Source organism: Flavobacterium swingsii (assembly GCF_900111965.1).
GTDB lineage: Bacteria > Bacteroidota > Bacteroidia > Flavobacteriales > Flavobacteriaceae > Flavobacterium > Flavobacterium swingsii.
On record NZ_FOJT01000004.1, the window covers coordinates 400,266 to 422,704 of the forward strand.

At 31.8% G+C, this 22,439-nt stretch carries 16 protein-coding genes; 14 read left to right on the forward strand and 2 right to left on the reverse strand.

Going from position 1 to position 22,439, the window contains the following annotated elements; genetic code table 11:
- The first annotated feature begins 31 nt into the window (after nt 1-31).
- The 5 genes from BM053_RS08940 to tsf all read left to right on the forward strand — a co-directional run bounded on the left by BM053_RS08940 (nt 32) and on the right by tsf (nt 5,842).
- Nucleotides 32-2,884, forward strand: a complete 2,853-nt coding sequence (locus tag BM053_RS08940) for a T9SS type A sorting domain-containing protein (protein WP_091476555.1) — start codon at nt 32-34, stop codon at nt 2,882-2,884.
- Nucleotides 2,885-3,136: 252 nt separating this feature from the next.
- A complete protein-coding gene (gene rplM, locus BM053_RS08945) occupies nt 3,137-3,592 on the forward strand; it encodes a 50S ribosomal protein L13 (protein WP_091476558.1) in 456 nt (151 codons plus the stop codon).
- The gene (rpsI, locus tag BM053_RS08950) at nt 3,592-3,978 is read left to right on the forward strand and encodes a 30S ribosomal protein S9 (protein ID WP_091476560.1); all 387 of its coding nucleotides are present in this window, start codon (nt 3,592-3,594) and stop codon (nt 3,976-3,978) included. The genes rplM and rpsI overlap by 1 nt, the downstream gene beginning before the upstream one ends.
- A 139-nt stretch (nt 3,979-4,117) precedes the next feature.
- The gene (rpsB, locus tag BM053_RS08955; RefSeq protein ID WP_091476562.1) at nt 4,118-4,918 is read left to right on the forward strand and encodes a 30S ribosomal protein S2; all 801 of its coding nucleotides are present in this window, start codon (nt 4,118-4,120) and stop codon (nt 4,916-4,918) included.
- A gap of 99 nt (nt 4,919-5,017) precedes the next feature.
- Entirely contained in the window at nt 5,018-5,842 is an 825-nt protein-coding gene (gene tsf / locus BM053_RS08960; protein ID WP_091476565.1) for a translation elongation factor Ts, read from the forward strand.
- 75 nt (nt 5,843-5,917) lie between these two features.
- Here tsf and BM053_RS08965 read toward each other — a convergent pair whose 3' ends face one another.
- On the reverse strand, nt 5,918-6,994 hold the full coding sequence (locus tag BM053_RS08965; RefSeq protein WP_091476567.1) for a T9SS type A sorting domain-containing protein: 1,077 nt from the start codon (nt 6,992-6,994) through the stop codon (nt 5,918-5,920).
- Between the two features lie 189 nt (nt 6,995-7,183).
- Between BM053_RS08965 and BM053_RS08970 the strand changes: the two genes are divergently transcribed.
- The 8 genes from BM053_RS08970 to BM053_RS09005 all read left to right on the forward strand — a co-directional run bounded on the left by BM053_RS08970 (nt 7,184) and on the right by BM053_RS09005 (nt 17,532).
- Nucleotides 7,184-9,298, forward strand: coding sequence for a response regulator (locus tag BM053_RS08970; protein ID WP_091476569.1), 2,115 nt, complete (start codon nt 7,184-7,186; stop codon nt 9,296-9,298).
- A gap of 79 nt (nt 9,299-9,377) precedes the next feature.
- Nucleotides 9,378-10,025, forward strand: a complete 648-nt coding sequence (locus tag BM053_RS08975; RefSeq protein ID WP_091476572.1) for a queuosine precursor transporter — start codon at nt 9,378-9,380, stop codon at nt 10,023-10,025.
- A 244-nt stretch (nt 10,026-10,269) separates the two neighbouring features.
- The gene (gene pyrH, locus BM053_RS08980) at nt 10,270-10,977 is read left to right on the forward strand and encodes a UMP kinase (protein WP_091476573.1); all 708 of its coding nucleotides are present in this window, start codon (nt 10,270-10,272) and stop codon (nt 10,975-10,977) included.
- Between the two features lie 104 nt (nt 10,978-11,081).
- Nucleotides 11,082-11,645, forward strand: coding sequence for a ribosome recycling factor (frr, locus tag BM053_RS08985; RefSeq protein WP_091476576.1), 564 nt, complete (start codon nt 11,082-11,084; stop codon nt 11,643-11,645).
- Between the two features lie 155 nt (nt 11,646-11,800).
- Nucleotides 11,801-12,883, forward strand: a complete 1,083-nt coding sequence (locus tag BM053_RS08990) for a Ppx/GppA phosphatase family protein (RefSeq protein ID WP_091476578.1) — start codon at nt 11,801-11,803, stop codon at nt 12,881-12,883.
- Between the two features lie 82 nt (nt 12,884-12,965).
- Nucleotides 12,966-14,204, forward strand: coding sequence for an MDR family MFS transporter (locus tag BM053_RS08995; protein ID WP_091476580.1), 1,239 nt, complete (start codon nt 12,966-12,968; stop codon nt 14,202-14,204).
- 166 nt (nt 14,205-14,370) lie between these two features.
- Nucleotides 14,371-15,177 carry a hypothetical protein gene (locus BM053_RS09000; RefSeq protein WP_167357329.1) on the forward strand — a complete coding sequence of 269 codons (807 nt, stop codon included), beginning with the start codon at nt 14,371-14,373 and terminating at the stop codon, nt 15,175-15,177.
- 102 nt (nt 15,178-15,279) lie between these two features.
- On the forward strand, nt 15,280-17,532 hold the full coding sequence (locus tag BM053_RS09005) for a DUF5686 family protein (protein WP_091476583.1): 2,253 nt from the start codon (nt 15,280-15,282) through the stop codon (nt 17,530-17,532).
- A 2-nt stretch (nt 17,533-17,534) separates the two neighbouring features.
- Here BM053_RS09005 and BM053_RS09010 read toward each other — a convergent pair whose 3' ends face one another.
- Entirely contained in the window at nt 17,535-19,805 is a 2,271-nt protein-coding gene (locus BM053_RS09010; protein WP_091476585.1) for a cation:proton antiporter, read from the reverse strand.
- Between the two features lie 174 nt (nt 19,806-19,979).
- On the opposite strand from BM053_RS09010, the gene BM053_RS09015 reads away from it, so the two are divergent.
- Complete coding sequence (locus BM053_RS09015) at nt 19,980-22,397, forward strand: efflux RND transporter permease subunit (RefSeq protein ID WP_091476588.1); 2,418 nt, start codon at nt 19,980-19,982, stop codon at nt 22,395-22,397.
- Nucleotides 22,398-22,439 lie beyond the last annotated feature (42 nt).

The window sequence follows — 22,439 nt, forward strand, 5'->3', positions numbered from 1 at the left end:
TGCGCAAAATTTTTAACTCCCAAAAAATTAAATGAAAAAAAATCTACTACTATCATTGTGTGCCTTTTTAGTTTTTACATATGGTAATTCGCAAACGACTGAAAATCAGAAATTAGCTGAAAACAACTCAAAAACAACTGCTTCTGCAAGTGTTAAAACTGATCGCAAAACAAAAATTTTAAGAAAAAAGCATGCTAAATTTTTAGCAAATAGCCCTTTCAAAAAGACACTTCAATTGTCAAAGGAAGATAGAAAAGCGGCAGGATTACCTCCTAATAAGTATTACGAAAGACAATGGGAATTATCTATTAACCCAGCAACTGGAAATACAGAACAAACAAATGTATTGCAATTGCAAAAACAATTAGACGAAGAGCGATTAACAAATAGAACGCCTGGAGATGCATCTGACAACAATTGGGTTGAAAGAGGGCCTACAAATGTGGGAGGAAGAACTAGAGTTTTATTATTTGATCCAAACGACGCAACCAATAAAAGAGTTTTTGCTGGAGCAGCTAGTGGTGGTCTTTGGGTAAAAACAGACATAACAACTACAACAGCTTGGACAAGAGTAGCAGGTGTTCCGGGAAACTTAAATGTATCTTGTATTACTGTAGATCCAAACAATTCTAATATTTGGTATTTAGGAACTGGAGAACAATATACAAGTGGAGATGCAGTAGGTAACGGGGTTTATAAAACTAGTGATGGTGGTACAACATGGGTAAATGTTCCTGTTAGTTATGCTGGAACGACATTTACTTCTGGCGATTTATTTCTTGCTGGAATATTTTACGTACAAGATATTATTGCGTGGAATAATGCGGGAAATACCGAAATTTTTATTGGAGTAGGATCGGCTATATATGGATCAGCTTCTCCAAATCAATGGTCAGGAGCAGAACAAGCAGGGTTGTATAAATCAGTAAATGGAGGAACAACTTGGACTAGAAACCAAGATGCAAATATGGTTGCAACAGCATCAGGAGGTAAAAACTATTATGTTATACCAAATGATTTAGAAAAAGATGCTTTGGGTAATTTATGGTTTTCATCTACTCGTACTATTTTTGGTACGGGAGGTGGTAGAATCTACAAATCTACAAACGGAACCACATGGACACTAGAAGAAACAATAGCAAATGCTCGAAGAACCGAACTAGAACCTTCTTCAACTAATGCAAATAAATTCTATGTTCTATATCAAACAAATGCAACCGTACCAGCAATAGGAGTAACAACAGATGCTTTCGCTACAGCGCCAACAACAATAACACAACCTGATGATGCAGATACGGGAATTGCGGCAACCGATTTTACAAGAGGTCAAGCATTTTATGATTTAATGATTGAGTGCGATCCAACTAATGATGCTATTCTTTATATAGGTGGTATCGATTTGTTTAGATCTACAAATAGTGGTGGTGCTTGGACTCAAATTTCTAAATGGTCTAACAATAATAATTTAGCTGCTTTAACATGTTCGTTAGTTCATGCAGATCAGCATGTAATGTCTTTTAGACCAGGAGCTTCAAACGAGGCGGTTTTTGGAAATGATGGAGGAGTGTTTTATGCTTCAAATCTATCTTCAGCAGGTACTTCGGCGGTAATTCCTTCTAGAAATGCGAGTTATAATGTAACTCAGTTTTATAGCATAGGAGTTGCGCCAACAACAAACGGTATGGCTGGGGATAATTTTGTAGCGGGAGCTCAAGACAATGGTTCTCAGATGTTTTTAAATGCAGGAGCAGGAGCAGGAGCGAGCGCGCAAGCGCAAGGTGGAGATGGGGCTTATAGTTTTTTTGATCAAAATATAGTAGGAACAGATAGATATCGTATTACAAACTATGTTTATAATTTAAGTATAAACTTATATAATTATGCAACGTCAACTAGTACAGTGATTAACAATGCGACTATTGATCCTACAGGAAATAGTTACGGAGATTTTATTTGTCCTATGGGATTAGATTCAAGTTTAGATATTTTATACTCTGATTATACAACTGGTTCTACTTACCAAATAAGAAGGTATGCAGATGTGAAAGGTCCTACTATAACAAGAACTACATTAACAAATGCACTCCTAACAGGAGAGCCTACTGCATTTAGAGTGTCTAAATACACAACTGCGTCAACAACATTGTTAGTGGGTTGTCAAAACGGAAGGTTATTATTAGTAACAAATGCAGATGGAGCAGCGCCAACTTGGACAAATATAACTGGAGCAAGTTTTGTAGGAAGTATTTCTGATGTAGAGTTTGGAGCAACCGAAAACGATATTTTTGTTACTTTCCATAACTACGGAGTAGTAAGCGTGTGGTATAGCGCTAATAGAGGAGTTACTTGGCAAAATAAAGAAGGAAATTTTCCTAATATTCCTGTAAAATGTATTTTACAAAACCCATTAAATCCGCTTGAAGTTATTATAGGGACAGATTTGGGAGTTTGGTACACAAATACTTTTAGTGCAGCTTCGCCAACTTGGAATCAGTCTTATAACGGTATGAGTGATGTAAAAGTAACCGACTTACAAGTTAGAAATGATAATGCAGTTTACGCCGCGACTTATGGTAGAGGTGTGTTTTCTGGAGTGTTTACAAGCGCTGTGTTGTCTGTTAATGAAAATGAGATTACTGCCGGTGAGTTTAATGTGTATCCAACGGTAAACAACGGAAATGTAACTATTTCGTCAAGCAAATATTTTGGTTCAACAAAACTAAATTTATTTGATATGACTGGTAAAAATGTGTATTCAAATACAATTAGTTTAGATAATTCTGAACAAAAAATCAACTTAGGAAATTTGAGTTCAGGTAATTATATTTTAAAAATATCGGGAAATAATTTCGAAGCAACTAAAAAATTAATTATAAATAATTAATACAGTGTAATTCAATTTTTGGAATAAATTTTCTTTAGTTCTAATGGTTTTTAATAAAAAAGCAGGAAGAGCAGAAAATTTATTCCATTTTTTTTATGTTTTTAGAGTAACTAGAAATCAATTTTAAAACCCTTTGTAACTCATTGAAAAGCAAAGAAAAAGAATTTTTACTTTCCTATTTGCATTTAAAATAAATAATCGTACTTTTGCACTCCCTTTATTGGGAATGGAATGTTTAATTAAAATAATATTATGGACGCATTAAGCTACAAGACACAATCAGCAAGCAAAGCCACCGTTACAAAAGAGTGGATTGTTGTAGATGCTGATGGTCATAACTTAGGTCGTCTTGCATCAAAGGTCGCAATGATTCTTAGAGGCAAGTACAAGCCAAGTTACACACCACACGTGGACTGCGGAGATAACGTAATCGTTATCAACTCAGAAAAAATCAACCTTACAGGTAACAAAATGGACGAGAAGACTTACATCCGTCACACAGGTTACCCAGGAGGACAAAGAAGTTTGACTGCAAAAGTTTTGCAATCAAAAAATCCTGCTCTACTAGTAGAAAAGGCAGTAAAAGGAATGTTACCTAAAAACAAATTAGGAGCAGAGCTTTTTAGAAATTTAAATGTTGTTGTAGGATCAGAGCACAAACAAGGCGCTCAAAAACCTAAAACAGTTAACCTAAACGATCTTAAGTAATGGGAGCAATTCACAAAATCGGTAGAAGAAAATGTGCAGTTGCACGTGTTTATGTATCGGAAGGAACAGGAGTAATCACTGTTAACAAAAAAGCGTTTGCAACTTATTTCCCAACAGCTACTTTACAGTACAAAGTTTTACAACCTATGTCTATGACAGAAAATGTAACTAACTATGACGTAAAAGTAAATGTTTACGGAGGTGGAAGCACAGGACAAGCAGAAGCAGTAAGAATGGCTTTAGCAAGAGTAATGTGTGAAGTTGGAGAAGGAAACAGAGCAATCTTGAAACCAGAAGGATTACTAACGAGAGACCCAAGAATGGTTGAACGTAAAAAATTCGGTCAGAAGAAAGCTCGTAAGAGATTCCAATTCTCTAAACGTTAATATTTTTTTATTAAAAACTAAGTTATTGTTGCTCTTCCGGCTGAGGCTGGAAACTAGTTTAGCATCTAAATGGTTAAGACCTGATTGCACAATCGCTACTTAATCATTGCTAATACAACAGAACGTAAACTATTACAAAATGGCAAATAAAATAGAAGTTAAAGACTTACTAGAAGCAGGTGTTCACTTCGGACACATGACTAGAAAATGGGATCCAAACATGGCTCCTTACATCTATATGGAGCGTAATGGAATTCACATTATCAATCTATATAAAACTGCAGCAAAAATTGAAGAAGCTAATGAAGCTCTTAAAAAAATTGCTGCATCAGGTAGAAAAATACTTTTCGTAGCTACCAAAAAACAAGCTAAAGACATCGTAGCTGAAAAAGCTGCTGCTGCAAATATGCCGTACATCACTGAAAGATGGCCTGGTGGAATGTTAACAAACTTTGTTACAATCCGTAAAGCTGTTAAGAAGATGTCGACTATCGACCGCATGAAAAAAGACGGAACTTTTATGACTTTGTCTAAAAAAGAACGTTTACAAGTGGATCGTTTGCGTGCAAAATTAGAGAAAAACTTAGGTTCTATCTCTGATATGTCAAGATTACCTGCTGCATTATTTGTAGTAGATATCAAAGCTGAACACATCGCAATTAAAGAAGCTCAAAAATTAAACATTCCAGTTTTCGCAATGGTAGATACCAACTCTGACCCACGTCTTGTTGAGTACGTTATCCCTGCAAACGATGATGCTTCTAAATCAATCGATAAAATTTTAACATTAGTAACTGAAGCTATTATTGATGGTCTTGCAAACAGAACATCAGATAAAGAAGCGGACGCTACTACTGAAGAAGTTGCTCCAGAAGAAGCTGCTGATACAATCGCTGAAGAAAAAGCAATTGTAGCTGAAGCTGCTAAAACAGAAGAGTAATTATTTAATTACGAATTACGAATTATCAATTACGCTTTTTTTAGCCTAATTCGTAATTTGTAATTCGTAATTTTTTTTATAACCTAAAAAATAAACAATATGGCAACTATCACTGCTGCAGACGTAAATAAATTAAGAACCATCACCGGAGCTGGAATGATGGATTGTAAAAAAGCTTTAGTTGAATCAGATGGAGATTTTGATTTAGCAATCGAAAACTTACGTAAAAAAGGACAAAAAGTAGCTGCAAACCGTTCAGATAGAGAATCTACTGAAGGGGCTGCTATCGCTGTTGTAAACGCTGACAATACCGCTGGAGTTGTTATCACATTAAACTGTGAGACTGACTTCGTAGGAATGAACGAAAACTTCGTGAAAATGGCTGTTGAAATGGCAAATCTTGCTTTAAACTTCAACAACAAAGAAGAATTTTTAGCTTCTGATTTTAATGGTATTACTATTGCTGATAAACTAATCGAGCAAACAGGAGTTATCGGAGAAAAATTAGAAATTAGAACTTTCGAAAAATTAGAAGGTGCTTTTGTTGGATCTTACATTCACTCAGGAAACAAAATTGCAACTTTAACTTCATTCTCTGCAAAAGCAGAAGGTATTGAAGAAGCTTCTAGAAACGTAGCAATGCAAGCGGCTGCAATGAATCCAATCGCATTAGACGAAGCTGGAGTTAACGCAGAAGTTATTGCTAAAGAAATAGAAATTGCTAAAGACATGCTTCGTCAAGAAGGAAAACCAGAAGCAATGATCGAAAATATTGCAAAAGGGAAATTAGGTCGTTTCTTTAAAGATAACACACTAGTAAACCAAGATTATATTAAAGATAGCTCTATGAGCGTTGCTAATTATGTTAAATCTATCGATGCTAACTTAGTTGTAACAGGTTTCAAAAGAGCAGCTTTAGGATAATCTTATTCTAAAACTTAAATACAAAATCCCATTTCATTTAGTTGAAATGGGATTTTTTTTATGAAAATAATTTGCCTATTCTTTTATTAGTTTTTTAGTTCCAAATTTCCCATCAATAGTTTTTATCTGCATCAGATATATTCCGTTTGATAAATCTGAAATATCGATTTTCGCTTCATTAGAAGATTTTATTTTTCTTCCTTCTAATGAAAGAATTTCAATATTTTCGATATTTTCTACGCTTCTTACAGACACTATTCCATTTGTTGGATTTGGATAGATACTAAAATTAGAAAATGAATTGAAATCGTTTCTACTTAATGGAGCAGATTCGTTGAATAAACTCGTAACGTTTGCAGGAGTTAATGTAGTTTTATAAAATCGAATATCATCAATCGTATCTGTATATCTATTTGCAGCAGCTAAATTACCATAACTATTATTTCCTATTACAACATTGTTATTTGGTAAAAAGTCGGGAGAACTAGTGCCGTTTCCACCTGTAGCGGTAGTTGCATTATAAGTTCGTGTTATTGTATTTTTAAGCACATTGTCCACATAAATTTTATATACATTTTCAAATGCCCAGTTTGGTGCCCCAGCATAATTGTAATAGCTTCTTCCGGTTATAGTTATTGTCACATGATGCCAATTGTTATCAGCAATATTGGTGTTTGAAGTGCAATCCCACCAACCTGTATGGCCTGTGTAGGTATTTAAACCTCCATTAGCAGTCCATCGCCATAAATAATTACACGATAAGCTAACAATTCCGTTTCGTAAATAAACATACCAACCTCTCGAAGATGAGTCATTTGCTGTATTAACTCGTTGCGATTGTTCCATTATAGTTCTGTAATTAGCATCGTTAGTACTCGTTTTTACCCAAAAACTCATACTAAGACTTGTTGCTGATTGTACTGGAACACGACTCAAATTGTCGCCAGCTAGATTTATAGCATTTGATGCTGCTCCAAATCTATCGGTTGTAAAGGTAGCTGCACTTCCTGTTCGTGTCAAATTTTCGGCTGTGCCAAAAGTGTCTAAAATATTGTTTGTAAATTTATACTCACTATCTAAATTAGTAGTAGGTATTTGTGCTAATGCTTTTAAAGAGCATAAAAGGACTAAAAAAAATAGTTTTGATTTCATAAGATTTGATTAATAGTTTATGAAACAAATTTGCAGGATTTGATAATTCGATATGAATCAAAATAGAATCATTTGATTCATTTGGCTTTTATTTGTGTCTCAAAACTTCCATTTGATTCAAAATTGAGTTTTCTCACATAAAAAGTATATTTTTGATTAAAATTGGATCCAATTATTTGAAATAATAAAATGAATAAAAGTAGGTTTGACACATTCGTGTCATTAGGAATTCGTAATTCAATACAATCCAATTCGGAAGTTAAAAGAATCAAGCTGTTCAATGCATTTTGCTATTGTTGGTATGTTACTGCGGTAATTTTACTTTTAAATTATTTAATCAAAACGCCCATTCTTTACTTGAATGTTGTTGTGCATTTTTTACAATTAATGGTTATTATTTTAGCTCAATACTTGCACGCCAGAGGAAAGTATGAAACTGCGCGATTTATGTTTGCTATGATGCTCATTGTTAATAGTTTTGTTTTTGGAAATTTTCTCAAAAAAGGACAATTGCTAGAATTTTACTTAATTTTAGCGCCTGCCGTAAGTTTAGTACTAACTGATAATAAGAAAATAAATTACAGCATTTTTACTCTTGCACTTTTGTGTTTTGCTATTCCAAATTCTTTTTTCAAACATTACGCTACTATTAATTTTTATAGTCCAGCTTTAGTTTGCTTATTCATTTTGTTTTATATTTTGACTAATTATTTTAAAAAGCAAAATATAAAAACAGAAAATCTATTGAAAGTAGAGCGAGATAAAGTTATTGCTGATAAAGTTGTTTTAGAAGAGCAAAAAAATAAACTCGATAAACTGAATGAATTCAAATCGCATTTTTTTGTCAATTTTTCACACGAAATCAGAACACCATTAACTTTAATTCAAGGAAATGCATCAAGAATTAATTTAAAAGGTTCTGTCGAAGAAAATCAAGAAAAAATTAGCGTCATTAATAGTCAAATCCAACAGATTCAAGGTATTATAAGCGATATTATTAATTTGAGTAAAATTGATTCTAATGAATTTACAATTGATGCTAAAATGGTTTCTTTGCAGCCTTTCTTAAAAAAGCATTATGTAGAATTTAAAGAAGTATTTCAAAAAAAGGAAATTCAATTTAATTTAAAAATGAATATCCCTGAAATTTATGTTTTTATAGATGAGGATTTGATGTCGAAATCTATCAATAATTTACTGTCCAATGCTTTAAAGTTTACGCCTAAAAAAGGAATTGTTGAAATCGAAGTTCTTTTAGAAGAAGATTTGATTATCACAATAAAGGATTCAGGAATTGGAATCCCAAAATATGATTTAGAAAGAGTATTTGATCGTTTTTTTCAATCTAAAAACGACATCACCAAGAGTCAGGGTAGTGGGATAGGCTTGTCTTTTACTCAAAATATAGTAGAGGCGCATCAGTTTGAAATTTCGTTGTCTAGTGTTCCAAACGAAGCAACAATATTTTCGATTACCATTCCCAAAAAAGCTATTGAATACGGTGCAACAAAAGCGAAAATGAGTACGAATAGTACTAAAAAAAGCATTTCGAAAGAAATATGTATCAATAAATCAAATACTTTAAACAGATCCGTTTTGATTGTAGAAGACAATTCACAAATGAGAAATTATTTGAAAGAAGTTTTAGAAAATTATCAAATAACCGAAGCCGAAAATGGTCAAGAGGCAATTGAAATTCTTCAAAAACAATCATTTGATATTATTATTACCGATTATATGATGCCGGTTTTAGATGGGGAAGGATTGGTTATAAAAATCAAAGAATTGGAGCTAAAAACACCAATAATTGTATTAACGGCAAGAAGCGATCAAGAAGGAAAGCTCAATATGCTTCGATTGGGGATTGATGGCTATTTAAATAAACCTTTCGTAGAAGAAGAGTTGCATTTAATGATAAAAAAATCGTTGCAATCATTAGATATTTTGCAATCATTTGAAACTACTTTGGCTACAGAAGAAAAGGAAAGTTTGTCCGTTTTTGCAAATAAATTTAATCTTGAATTAAATGAACTTATTTATACTCACATGCATTCATCAACTTTTGGAGTCGAGGATATTGCTTTACACCTAAATATTTCTAAAAGTACTTTAAACCGAAAAACGAAAGCAATTTTAGGGCAAACGACACAAGAACTGATTATGGAAGCTCGTTTTCAAAAAGCAAAAATAGTATTATTAGAGAATCCTTATGCTACAAAAAAAGAAATAGCCGAGAGTATTGGAATTACGAATGCAACTTACTTTTTTTCAAAATTAAACGAGCGTTTTGGGAATTTGATTTAAAAATTAATGTTTTCATTAATTAACTTTTGTTCAATTACTAAAAACAATAAAATCCCTAACTTTGGTAAAACACCAATCTATGTTCAAAACCAAAAGAGAACTTATTTTTGTAATTCTAGCAGGAATATTCATTACCAATGCCGTTGTTGCAGAACTTATTGGCGGAAAATTAATACAAATTGGCCCATTTGTTATGAGTATCGGAATATTGCCTTGGCCAATCGTTTTTATCACCACCGATTTAATAAACGAATATTTCGGAGAAAAAGGAGTGCGAAAACTATCTTTTATAACCGCTTGTTTAATCACTTATGCCTTTATTGTTTTATTATTTGCAATCGCAATTCCAGCAGCCAAAGGAATTAGTCCTGTAAGTGATAATCAGTTTCAAGCCGTTTTCGGGCAAAGTATGTGGATTATCGCGGGAAGTATCATCGCTTTTTTAATTTCACAGTTAATAGATTCGGCGCTATTTCATTTCTTCAAAAACAAAACTGGAAACAAAATGATTTGGCTAAGAAGCACTGGATCAACCGTAATTTCGCAATTATTCGATTCCTTTATCGTTTTAGGAATCGCATTTTGGTTACCTGGAAAAATAAATTTCGAAACATTTATCACTTCTGCGCTCACAGGATATACGTTCAAATTAATTATTGCAATCGCCTTAACACCGCTAATTTATTTGGGGCACGACATTATTAAAAAACATATTTCGGAAGATTAATAATTTATTCTAAAACCCAAATTTGGGCGTTACCACAAGGGTCGGGCTATTCGTTACAATCTTTTTTTGGGAGACACGAATGATAGCGAACTGACCAAGAAAAAACCCAAAAAAAGGATTTTCACTACTATCCCTAACGCAAAATTCCACACTAAATAGAATTCATCTATAAATAATAAAAACCATTTTTATAAAACGGAAGAATATCTTTATATTTGCAGGACGAAACAACCACAAAATTGCAATGAAATACAAAAGAATTCTTCTAAAATTAAGCGGCGAAGCACTAATGGGAGACCGTCAATACGGAATAGATCCAAAACGTTTAGCAGAATATGCCGATGAAATAAAACAAATTCATGAGTTAGGAGTTCAAATTGCCATAGTTATTGGAGGAGGAAATATTTTTAGAGGTATCGCAGGAGCAAGTAATGGTATGGACAGAGTTCAGGGCGATTACATGGGAATGCTTGCCACAGTTATAAACGGAATGGCATTGCAAGGCGCACTCGAAGAAAAAGGAATGCTTACTCGTTTGCAAACGGCCTTAAAAATTGAAGCCATTGCCGAGCCTTACATCAAAAGAAGGGCTGTAAGACATTTAGAAAAAAATAGAATTGTAATTTTTGGTGCAGGAACAGGAAATCCTTATTTTACAACCGATACCGCAGCCGTTTTAAGAGGAGTCGAGGTAAATGCTGACGTTATTCTGAAAGGAACTCGTGTAGATGGTATTTATTCTGAAGATCCAGAAAAAAACAAAGATGCCGTAAAATTTGATTATATTTCGTTCGAAGATGTGCTTAAAAAAGGACTAAACGTAATGGATACAACAGCTTTCACCTTAAGTCAAGAAAATAAATTGCCAATCATTGTTTTTGATATGAACAAAGAAGGAAATTTACTTAAAATTTGCAAAGGAGACAACATAGGAACAGTAGTAAATATATAAGTTTAGACATCTTAGACCAATTAGATATTTTAGACAGAAAATCTAAAAATCTAAGTAAGTCTAAAAAATCTAAGTAAGTCTTAAAATCTAACAATTTAAAAAAAATGACTGAAGAAATTGATTTTATTCTCGATAGTACCAAGGAATCTATGGAAGGTTCTATTGCTCATTTAGAAAAAGAATTTTTAAATATTCGTGCCGGAAAAGCTTCTCCAGCCATGCTAGGAAGTGTTTTTGTGGATTATTATGGCTCGGCAACACCACTTTCTCAAGTAGCAAAAATTAGTGTGCCTGATGCTAGAACAATCACATTACAGCCTTTCGAGAAAAACATGTTGCAAGTAATTGAAAAAGCAATTATGATAGCCAATATTGGTTTTAACCCAATGAATAACGGAGATGTAATCATAATTAGCGTTCCGCCACTTACCGAAGAAAGAAGACGTGATCTTGCTAAACAAGCTAAAACCGAAGCAGAAGACGCTAAAATAGGTGTTCGTAACGTTCGTAAAGATGCTAATTCGGATATCAAAAAATTAGAAAAAGACGGAACCTCTGAAGATATTTGCAAAAGTGCAGAAGAAAGTGTTCAGAAACTAACCGATACTTTTATTAGAAAAATAGATGAGCTATTAGTAGTAAAAGAAGCCGAGATAATGAAGGTCTAACTTTCGTTAAATAAAACCTAAAAATCCGTTAAGTTTCTTAAACTTAACGGATTTTTTCATATTTAAAAGAATTTAAGGTGTTTGTATTATTTTTTTTGATATTTTTACTGGCTAGATAAACTAAAAACTATTTTTTAATTTAAACTTAACCTACGATGAACATTAGAAAAATACTTCTTAGCACTTTTGTTTTTTTATTCTTTTTACCAAATACATTGTTCTCTCAGGAAACTCCCGAAAACCTATTTGCAGGAATAGAAATAGGTAGTAAAGGAATCAAAATGTCTGTTTTAGATGTTAAAAACATCAAAAGAGGAGATTTTGTTATTAAATCATATTGGTCTGAAAATGTTGGTATCGCAAAAGGAATCGCCATCGATGGTAATTTAGCTAAAGAAGATATAGACAAAGCTGCTGCGGTAGTTTACTCTAATTACATAAAAATAAAAAATGAGTTTAAAGTGACTGAGGACAACATATTTATAGTTGGGTCTTCTGGTGTTGCTATGGCGAAAAATACACAAGAATTAATTGATAAAGTAAAACTGTCAACAAATAAAAATCTAGATTTTATTGATGCTCAGACAGAAGGAAAAATGTTGCTAAAAGGTTGTGTTCCTCCTTCGGATTATAAAGATTCTATGATTTTAGATATAGGTGGCGGAAACACTAAGGGCGGATATATCGATGTAAAAAACAATGATAATTTTGTGTTTTTCCCTTTAAGCGTTAGCTACGGAACCATAACGCTTACAGAAGCAGTAATTAAAAAAACAAGAAAAGAGGATATTTCAGAATACAATGAAAAATCATTCGGTTTTCTTCCTACATTAAGAGATCAAATAAATGCTATGTACGGAACAAGTCCGGTTGCTTTAGAAAAAGAAAAAGTATTTATGTCAGGTGGTGCTGTATGGGCTTTTTATACACTTTATAATGGTGCAGCAAAGGAAACTTTTAATCAATTTAATTTAGAAGACGTTCTTAATTATGATGCGGTTTTGAAAAATAATTTTAAAAGATTTGAGGAATTAGCTAAAACAGATAAAGATGTAGAGCGTGTACTAAAAACTTATTCTCAAAAATATCTAATTTCAGGTAGTAACATTCTTCTAGTTTGTCTTGAAGCAATTCCAGGAATAAATGATAAAAAATTATACTTCGCTAAGGAAGGGCAAATAGCATGGTTAGTGTCTTATATTGCTGACCGATCTAAAAAAATTAAAAAGATTTACTAAATTCATTTTTATATATAAAAAAAGAAAATCATCAATATTGATATTTCCCCAATAGTTTCATATTGATAAAAAAATTATTTAAATGAAAAATTATTTAAATGCCTACTTTGATAATTTTAGAGGCTTTTCGCAAGAAGTCTGGGTCTTGACATTGATAACTTATATCAATCGCGCAGGGGCGATGGTAATGTTATTTTTGACCAAATATTTGCACGACAATCTCTTTTTCAATTTAACGCAAATAGGTTGGATGCTTTTCTGTATAGGAGTTGGCGCTTTATTTGGCAACTGGATAGGAGGGAAATTAACAGATCGATTGGGATTTTATACAGTTATGTTAGGTAGCCTTTTTCTAACAGGGTTTGGTATTATTTCCTTAATGTTTTTGTATGATTTTGTAGAAATATGTATCGGTTTGTTTCTAGTAACAGCAATTGCCGACACGTATAAACCCGCAATGTATATAGCGGTATCTAATTTTACCAACAAAAAAAATAGAACTAGAGCATTAACCTTAGTCAGACTAGCAGTAAATCTTGGTATTGTATCAGGGCCAATTATCGCAGGATTAGTGATACAAAAAGATAATTATGACATGCTTTTCTGGATAGACGGACTAACCTGTATCATTGCAATTTCAGTTTTTATGTTACTAATTGATGAAAGTAAAATATACAAAGCCAGAAGAAAAATTCATAGAGAAAGAAAACTCAATAAAGTAATAACTACGAATCAAAAAATCGATATAAATTTTGTTATTTTCTTATTCGCTAGTTTTTTAACAGCCTTTTTGTTTTTTCAATTATTTACAACAATACCGCTGTACAACTCTGATAAATTGAAGCTTGATGAATTTCAAATAGGAATGCTCTTAGCACTAAACGGATTATTGATATTCCTTTTCGAGATGCCACTAATAGGTTTTCTAGAAAGAAAAACCTTCGAAGCGACTAAGATAATATTACTAGGTTCTGTATTTATGACTTCTGGTTTCTTCTTTTTGTTGTTTTCAAAATCAGTATTTATATTAGTTGTCAGTATTTTTCTAATAACGTTAGGGCAAATATTGCTTTTTTCATTTTCCAACAGTTTTGCGTTTACTCGAGCTGTTCATGGGCAAGAAGGAAAATATATGGCTTTTTATGCCATGAGTTTTAGTGCCGCGCAAATATTAAGTCCAAAAATAGGTTTTAGCGTCATCGAAAATTTTAATTATTTTTCAAATTGGTTGCTAATGGGAGTTATAGGGCTTATAGGAATCATGCTCTATTACAAATTAGATAAAAATGTTAGATTTGAAACGCTCGCTAAAGAAGTTTAATAATATGCTTTAAATTAGCGATTAAAATAATCGCCGTACTATAAAAAAAAACAGCTTAAAAATAATGTCGAAAAAAAATAAAAAACAACAAAACAACAAAAGTTTTAAAATTATAATTATTCTGTTAGCTTTTACAATGCTGGGTAGTCTTTTTTATATCTATAAAATGTCTAGCAAATCAAAAAAAGAGATTATCTCTCTTAGAGAAGAAAAAGAGAATATGCTAAAAGATTTAGAAAAATCTCAATTGTTTTTAACTCAAGTAATGACTTCAAATAGATCATTATCTAGCAAATTAGTTTCAGAACAAGGCAAAGTAAAACAACTTATACTGGATTTGAATTCGAAAAACATAACCGAAAAAAATATTGTAGATTATAAACAAACAGCAGACGATGTAGATAATAGAATTAAATTACTACTTAATGAAATAAGCTCTTACAAAAACAAAATAGACAGTACCAATGTCGTTTTAGCAAAAACCAATGTCAACTTAACAAAAACGAGTGCTAGCCTGACTAAAGAAAAAACAAAAAATGACACGCTAACAGTTTCTAACAAGAAGTTAGTAAAGAAAATTACCGAGGCTTCAAAATTGTATTTTTATGATTTTAAAACAAATTTCTATAAATCAAAAGGCTCCGGAAAACTAACCGAAACAGATAAAGCCAGTAAAATAGATTTAATAAAAGTTAGTTTTATAATTGCCGAAAACAATTTAATAAAATCGACTAGCAAAGATTTTTATATTCAAATTATTGACAGCAAAAATAATGTTTTGGGAGGTAAAAATGTCGAAAAATTCGGTAAAGAAACTTTAAATTACAGTGCTTCACGAAAAGTTAATTATAAAAATAAAACTATAAAAGTAGAATGTGAAATACCAGTAACTGATTTACAAGATGGTATTTTATTCATAAATGTTTTCGATAAGTCTAAACTAATTCTAAATTCGGCAGTTACTTTGTCGTAACTAGTTTTTGTTTTAAAAGATATAACTAATCCGATTTGTTCGGATTTTTTATTTAATAAAACTATATTTGTAAGTATTCCTGAAAAAAGGAACAAAAAAGTTATGGTTTCAAAAAGACAACTTTCTTATATATGTTTTTTTATTCTGCTCTTTGTTAATATAAAAACTATTGCGCAAGAAAATTCATTTACGGGCGATACTATTATCAAGAAAGTAATTCTTTATAAACCTGTAAACAATTCTAAAAATTACGAATTTACAGCATATAATAAACTTATAATAACTGCAAATCCGGACTTAATTGAAGGAAGAATAGATTCTGTTTTTGTTAGCAAACGCAAGAAAAAAGTATTATCGAAGATAGATTCTTCCGACTATTTTTTTAAAAAAATTATAGCAAAACAGCATTTATATCAAACAGAAAAAATTTCAAAATTTCAAGTTGTAAATAACCACCGAAAAGAAAGAATTCTGGCTACAAAAATGGCAGGTTTCAAAGAGCCTATTTTCGAATATTTTGCATTACAATTACAACCATTTTCGGTTTATGATAATAAATATTCGTTAGTAGAAAAAGAATACACAAGCCCAATTTCCGATAAAGGAACTCGAAAATACAATTACACTTTTTTAGAAACTACTGTTTTAGATGGTCGAAAAGCTTACAAAGTTTTATTTCAACCCAAACAAAAATCTAAAACCGATCAGTTGGAGGGTGTTTTGTTTATTGATGCCAAAAAATATAGCATCGCCAAAATCGAGTTAAAAGTTTCGGGATTAGTACAAATAAAATTCAATCATTATTTTCAGTACGATAAAGAATTAGGCAATTGGTTTCCTACAAAAAGTAATCTTTCTATAAAAAAAGGAAATAGTAAAGCACCTATAAAAATACTTGGCGAAACCATTACTTTTGAAGGAAATGATTCTAAATTAAATCCAAAAGGAAAAAAATATGCTTCAGATTTTGTCGAAATAAAATCTAATACAACTTATTTTGAACCAAGATTTAATGAAACTCCAAAAATAAAAAATCCAGATATTGCCATCACAATAAGCGAAAATGCTATTTCGAAAAAAGAACCACTTTGGTATAATTATTTTAATGATTCGACTGATGTGAGAAGCAGTACAACCTATTTTTCGTTAGATAGTTTGATTCAGAAAAGAAAGTACGAAAATAAAATTAAAATTGGGCGAAAGGTGCTAAAAGGCTATTATCCAGTTGGTTTTTTCGATGTCGATTTACGTTACATTTTTAGTTACAACAACTACGAAGGATTTAGATTAGGATTGGGTGGTGTTACTAACGAAAAGTTATCTAAAAATTACAAATTAGAAGGGTATTATGTTTACGGAACAAAAGACGGCTTTTTTAAAGGATATGTTGCAAATTCATTTCGTGTAGACAATCGCTCGGAAACTTGGTTGGGTTTTTCGTACAAGGACGACGTAAACGAAATAGCAAGCACTTCTTTTGAAGTAGACAAACGAACTTTCAAAATTTACGATCCACGACCATTTAATATTAGTACTTTTTATAATCATGTGACTTGGAGAGGGTTTGTAGAAACTAAAATTATCCCCAAAACCGAAAGTATTTGGCAAATTTCCCAAAGCGATATTATCCCGAGATTTGATTATTTGTACAAACTAAATGATAATTTGTATAACGATTTTAAGACAACTTTACTAACCGTTTCCTTGCAATGGAATCCGTTTAGCAAGTATATGCAAACTCCAAATAAAACAATCGAAATTGATAAAAATTATCCAAAATTTACTTTTCAGTTCTCAAAAACGATTTCTAAATTAGGTCAAAATGATTTCGATTTTGGTAAAGTAGATTTTCGATTTGATTACCAAAAAAAGTTTAACTCCAACCACAAACTAATGTTTCTGATGGAAGGTGGTTACGCTTTTGGCGATATTCCGATAACGCATGTTTACAACCATTCACCAAATAATTTGACCAAAGATAAAATCATACAAAGGATCACGTTTGCAGGAAGAGATAGTTTTGAAACTATGTATTATAATGAGTTTTTCTCTAATAAGTATGCCTTTTTTCAGTTAGAACATCAGTTTCCTAAATTTGAAATCAGCAAAAAAATTAAACCTGTTTTTTCTCTTGTTACCAAATACGGAATTGGAAGTTTACAGAATCTAGACAGGCATTTAAATCTAAACTTTAAAACCTTAGAAAAAGGTTATATGGAATCTGGCTTCGAGTTAAATCAAATATATCAAGGATTGGGATTCGTGGCTTTTTACAGATACGGACAAAATCAATTACCGGATTTTGAAGATAATATTGCTGTAAAATTAAGTATTAAAATAGATTTAGGATTTTAAACTTAAGGCTTAATAATTAATACCGAAGGCAAATTACTTAGCCAAACACTTTGCGAATCGACTAGCTTTTTCCAGCTATCTAAACTAATCATCATTAAATCTTGTTTGATTAAAAATGGTTTCAAAATCTGATAATCACTAACTAAAGTAATGTTATCTGGATACGTTTTTTCTAAAGTTTGAATAGCATTTTTTATCAAAAAGTTATTTTCAATTTGATTGTTTACATCAATAATTTTTATTTTCGAATTGTTATTGTAAACAAATTTCTGGATATAATCTACTAAAAAAGCGTCTTCAGTTCCGAAAAAGGGAACAAAAATTTTGTCAGTATAATTCAATTCATTATCTACAAGAATACCTAATGGTGTTTTGTTTTTTGCAATAATCTGACGTGTTCTTTCATCAAAAATCGAATTGGCAAACAAACCTTCTTTTCCTGTTATTTTATCTAATAATCGGTCTGGATTTATGATTCTTGTGGTAAATCCTAATACTTTTCCAAGTAATGTTCCTTCAAAAATAGATTTTCCTAAACCTACCAAAAGTAAGTCATAATCGCCATGATTGGCTACTTCTGCAATATCGGTTTCAATATCTATAGTGGCTTTAAATATGGTGTTTATTTCTTGATTTAATACTTTAGATTCTTCGAGGATAGGAACAAAAGTTTCTTTTTCATAATCTTCTAAATTAAATCCGTGCATCTCATCACTTACAGATAAATGCATCGCCGTTATGGTAGAAACATCTTTTTGTTTTTTGACCAAACTATTTGCCAGTCGAAGTAATGATTTCCCTTTTTCGTAGTTGCCAAACGAAATAAGAATTTTATATTTATTGGTTTCAATTTCTTCTTCAGGAGTTAATACTTCTTTCGATTTAAAAACATAATTTATCAAATCTAACGCTGGACCAGTCATGAATGTAGTTACTAATGCCATGATAACCAACATGGTAAATATTTCAGAATTTAAAACACCCAAATCGTAACCAATATTTAGTACCACAAGCTCCATCAATCCACGGGTGTTCATTAAGGCGCCAATGGTTAGACTATCTTTCCAACTTTGTCCTACAAATCTAGCGGCAAGTGCACTTCCTACAAATTTCCCAACGACTGCAACTAAAATAATAATTCCCGTAATTTTCCATAAATACGGATCATTAATTAATCCTATTTGGGTGCGCAATCCTGTAAAAACAAAGAATAAAGGAAGTAATAGTATTAAGGCAACATCTTCAATTTTTTCTATAAAAATATTTCTAAATTTAGCTACATCTGGCATGATAACACCTGTCATAAAAGCACCAAAAAGTGCGTGAATTCCTATAACTTCGGTTGCATAAGAAGATAAAATAAGTGTTAGAAAAAAAATGGCAACAACGGGTTTGCTTAAATTTTCGTTGTTCGAATACAAATCGCCCACTCGTTTGAAGAATGGTTTTACCAGAAATAACATTAATAAAACATAAGATATTGCTAAACCAATAACGTAAAGGGAACTTACAAATGTTCCTGCTTTTACAATAGCAATAACGGCCGCAAGCAAACACCAAGCGGTAATGTCATCTGCAGCGGCACAAGTAATAACGATACTTCCTAATCTTGTTTTGTGAATACCTCTTTCTTGTACAATTCTTGCCAAAACAGGAAATGCAGTAATACTCATTGCAATTCCCATAAATAAACTAAAAGACAGAAACTCGACACCTTGTGGGGCAAACCTGTAATAAACAAAATAGGCCAAAGAAATTCCTAGTGCAAATGGAAAAACTATACTGGCATGACTTATAACTACAGCTTCATTGGCTTTATTTTTCAGGACTTTCATATCTAATTCCATTCCTATGACAAACATAAATAGGATTAGTCCAATTTGACTTAAAAATTGAAGATTTCCAAGGGATTCTGTTGGGAATAATGCCAGTGAAAACTCAGGAAAATACATTCCTACAACCGATGGTCCTAGGAAAATACCAGCAATTATTTCTCCAATTACCGATGGTTGACCAATTTTTTTGAAAATCCAACCAAAAAAACGAGCTATGATAATTATGGTAATTATTTGTCCTAATAAAATGGCTAAAGGATGGTGTAAATTGTGTGTGAGCGAATCTAAAAACTGGTTCCACTGTGTGTTTTTTGTAGAAGGAGTAATAACTTTTCTGCCTATTTCTAGGTTTTTGCCTTGTCCAACAACCCAGTACATTAAAGCCGTAAAACCACCAGTAACAGTGAAATAAAATAAGGCATTCTTTAATTTTTTCATATCCGAAATAAGCAATTTTCTCTCACAAAGATGGCAAAATAACCATACAAATAAAAGTATTAAATAAATTAATCATATTAATTTAATATTAAGACCATAAATCCATCAAAACTTTTTGTTTAAACCGTTAAATTTTATAGGTTTTAATTACCTTTGCTTTCCATTTTAGGTTTTATGAAAAAAATGTTTAGCATAGGGTTTTGGGAGTTTATTGCCCGAGTAATTCTAAGAAATAGAGTTGTTTTTTTATCAGGAATTGTAATCATTACAATCCTGTTTTCCATGCAATGGAAAAATATAAAATTCACACAAACAGAAGCCAACCTTATCCCGTTTGATGATCAGATAAATGTTGATTATAGATCTTTCTTAAAAAACTTTGGAGAAGAAGGAAATCTTGTTGTCATTGCTACAAAAGATCCAAAATTATTCACTCCAAAAGTTTATAAAGCATGGGATAATTTGATGACTACAATTCAATCTAACAAAGAGGTCGATTTAGTTATTTCTATTAGTAACTTAAAGAAATTGGTTAAAAATGATTCTTTAGAAAGTTTTGAATTAAAACCATTAATAAATACCAATAAAACCCAAAATTTAGACTATTTATCTCAAGTAAAATCCGAATTGTTAAATAATTTGCCGTTTTATGAGGGTTTGTTGTTTAATAAAAAATCGGGTGCAATTCGGTCGGCAATATATTTAGACAAAAAAATAATCAACACAAAAGCAAGAAAAGATTTTGTATTAAATAAACTAATTCCTCAAATAGCAAAGTTCGAAACTGAAACTGGTGTCGATCTTCGAACCTCAGGAATGCCATACATAAGAACGCTTAACGCAAAAACAATTCTAGACGAAATTGGTTTGTTTATTGGAGCAGCATTACTAATTACAGGGCTTATTTTCTTCTTTTTTTTCCGATCATTTAGAGCAACAATTATTTCATTAATAATTGTGATTATTGGTGTAATGTGGTCTTTTGGGTTGTTAGGATTATTAGGTTACGAAATCACAGTATTAACAGCACTTGTCCCAACATTAGTTATTGTTATTGGAATTCCTAACTGTATTTTCTTGACTAACAAATACCATCAAGAATACAAAATTCACGCCAATAAAGCCAAAGCCCTACAACGTGTTATTACAAAAACAGGAACGGCAACACTAATGACAAACCTGACAACAGCGTTAGGATTTGCAACGTTTATTGCAACTAATAATGTTTTACTAACAGAGTTCGGTGTCGTGACTTCGATAAATATTATTGCGCTTTATGTTTTGTGTTTAATTATTATTCCAATATTTCACAGTTACATTCCTGCGCCAATTCCAAGGCATTTAGGGCATTTAGAACGAGAATATCTTACCTCATTTATGGATTGGATTTTGCGAACCGTAAAGTACAATCGAGTTGGAGTTTACATCACTACTATTTTATTATTAATTTTTGGAATAATTGGTATTTATGAAATGAGAATTTCTGGAAGTATTATCGAAGATATGCCTAAGAAAACTGCTTTTTTTGATGATATTCGATTTTTCGAAAAAGAGTTCGATGGGGTAATGCCATTAGAAATTATGATTGATACCAAACGCAAAAAAGGTGTCATGAAATTATCGATGCTAAAACGCATGGAAGAACTCGAAGAAACCATTCAAGAAATTCCTGAGCTAGCAAAACCATTATCGATAGTAAATTTAGTTAAATATTCGAAGCAAGCCTATTATAACGGAAATCCAGAATATTACGAATTGCCAACGCAACAAGAACAAGCTTTTATCTTGTCGTATGCGAAAAATGCTACGCAAAACTCGAAAGAAAACTTGATGAAAAGTTATGTAGATTCGACAGGACAATTTGCCAGAATTACGACTTTTATTAAAGACGAAAACGGCGAAAAAATGAATGCTATTGAAGCTCAAATCAGAGCTAAAGCCAATAAATTATTCCCATCGCCACAATACAATGTGATTATCACAGGAAAAGCTTCGGTTTTTCAGAAAGGAACACAGTATTTGTTAGATAATTTACTATCCTCATTAGCTTTTGCTTTTGTTATTACTTCTTTGTTGGTTTTAATTATGTTTCGTTCTGTCAAAATGGTAATGGTATCGTTAATTCCCAATTTATTGCCACTGGTTCTTACAGCAGGATTAATGGGTTTTTTAGGAATTCCGCTAAAACCATCAACTATATTAGTTTTCGGAATCGCTTACGGACTTTCGGTCGATGATACTTTGCGTTTCCTTGCTCAATACAGATTGGAACTCGCACGAAACGATTGGAAGATAAAAAAATCAGTTATTGCCACATTTAACGATGCTGGAATTAGTATGTTTTACACTTCTATTGTGTTATTTTTCGGATTTTCGGTGTTTATGTTATCCAGTTTTGGAGGTACAGTAGCTCTTGGTGGATTAGTTGCCATAACTTTGTTTTTCGGAATGTTGTCTAACTTAGTTTTACTTCCAGCACTTGTATTATCGCTGAACAAAACATTGTCGAACGAACAAGAATTTATAAAACCAACCATCGATATTTTGGAACATACAGATGAAGAAGTTGATGCTATGGAAAATAAAAAATAGGAATTAATATATACCTGATAGGTTTAAAAAAAACTGTCAGGT

Excerpts from the sequence above, each read along its gene's own strand:
- rplM (WP_091476558.1), top strand. The coding sequence starts at position 3,137 with ATGGACGCATTAAGCTACAAGACACAATCAGCAAGCAAAGCCACCGTT.
- BM053_RS08975 (WP_091476572.1), top strand. The coding sequence starts at position 9,378 with ATGTTCAAAACCAAAAGAGAACTTATTTTTGTAATTCTAGCAGGAATA.
- BM053_RS08940 (WP_091476555.1), top strand. The coding sequence starts at position 32 with ATGAAAAAAAATCTACTACTATCATTGTGTGCCTTTTTAGTTTTTACA.
- BM053_RS09000 (WP_167357329.1), top strand. The coding sequence starts at position 14,371 with ATGTCTAGCAAATCAAAAAAAGAGATTATCTCTCTTAGAGAAGAAAAA.
- BM053_RS08965 (WP_091476567.1), bottom strand. The coding sequence starts at position 6,994 with ATGAAATCAAAACTATTTTTTTTAGTCCTTTTATGCTCTTTAAAAGCA.
- frr (WP_091476576.1), top strand. The coding sequence starts at position 11,082 with ATGACTGAAGAAATTGATTTTATTCTCGATAGTACCAAGGAATCTATG.
- rpsB (WP_091476562.1), top strand. The coding sequence starts at position 4,118 with ATGGCAAATAAAATAGAAGTTAAAGACTTACTAGAAGCAGGTGTTCAC.
- BM053_RS09010 (WP_091476585.1), bottom strand. The coding sequence starts at position 19,805 with ATGAAAAAATTAAAGAATGCCTTATTTTATTTCACTGTTACTGGTGGT.
- BM053_RS08990 (WP_091476578.1), top strand. The coding sequence starts at position 11,801 with ATGAACATTAGAAAAATACTTCTTAGCACTTTTGTTTTTTTATTCTTT.
- BM053_RS08970 (WP_091476569.1), top strand. The coding sequence starts at position 7,184 with ATGAATAAAAGTAGGTTTGACACATTCGTGTCATTAGGAATTCGTAAT.
- pyrH (WP_091476573.1), top strand. The coding sequence starts at position 10,270 with ATGAAATACAAAAGAATTCTTCTAAAATTAAGCGGCGAAGCACTAATG.
- tsf (WP_091476565.1), top strand. The coding sequence starts at position 5,018 with ATGGCAACTATCACTGCTGCAGACGTAAATAAATTAAGAACCATCACC.
- BM053_RS08995 (WP_091476580.1), top strand. The coding sequence starts at position 12,966 with ATGAAAAATTATTTAAATGCCTACTTTGATAATTTTAGAGGCTTTTCG.
- rpsI (WP_091476560.1), top strand. The coding sequence starts at position 3,592 with ATGGGAGCAATTCACAAAATCGGTAGAAGAAAATGTGCAGTTGCACGT.
- BM053_RS09015 (WP_091476588.1), top strand. The coding sequence starts at position 19,980 with ATGAAAAAAATGTTTAGCATAGGGTTTTGGGAGTTTATTGCCCGAGTA.
- BM053_RS09005 (WP_091476583.1), top strand. The coding sequence starts at position 15,280 with ATGGTTTCAAAAAGACAACTTTCTTATATATGTTTTTTTATTCTGCTC.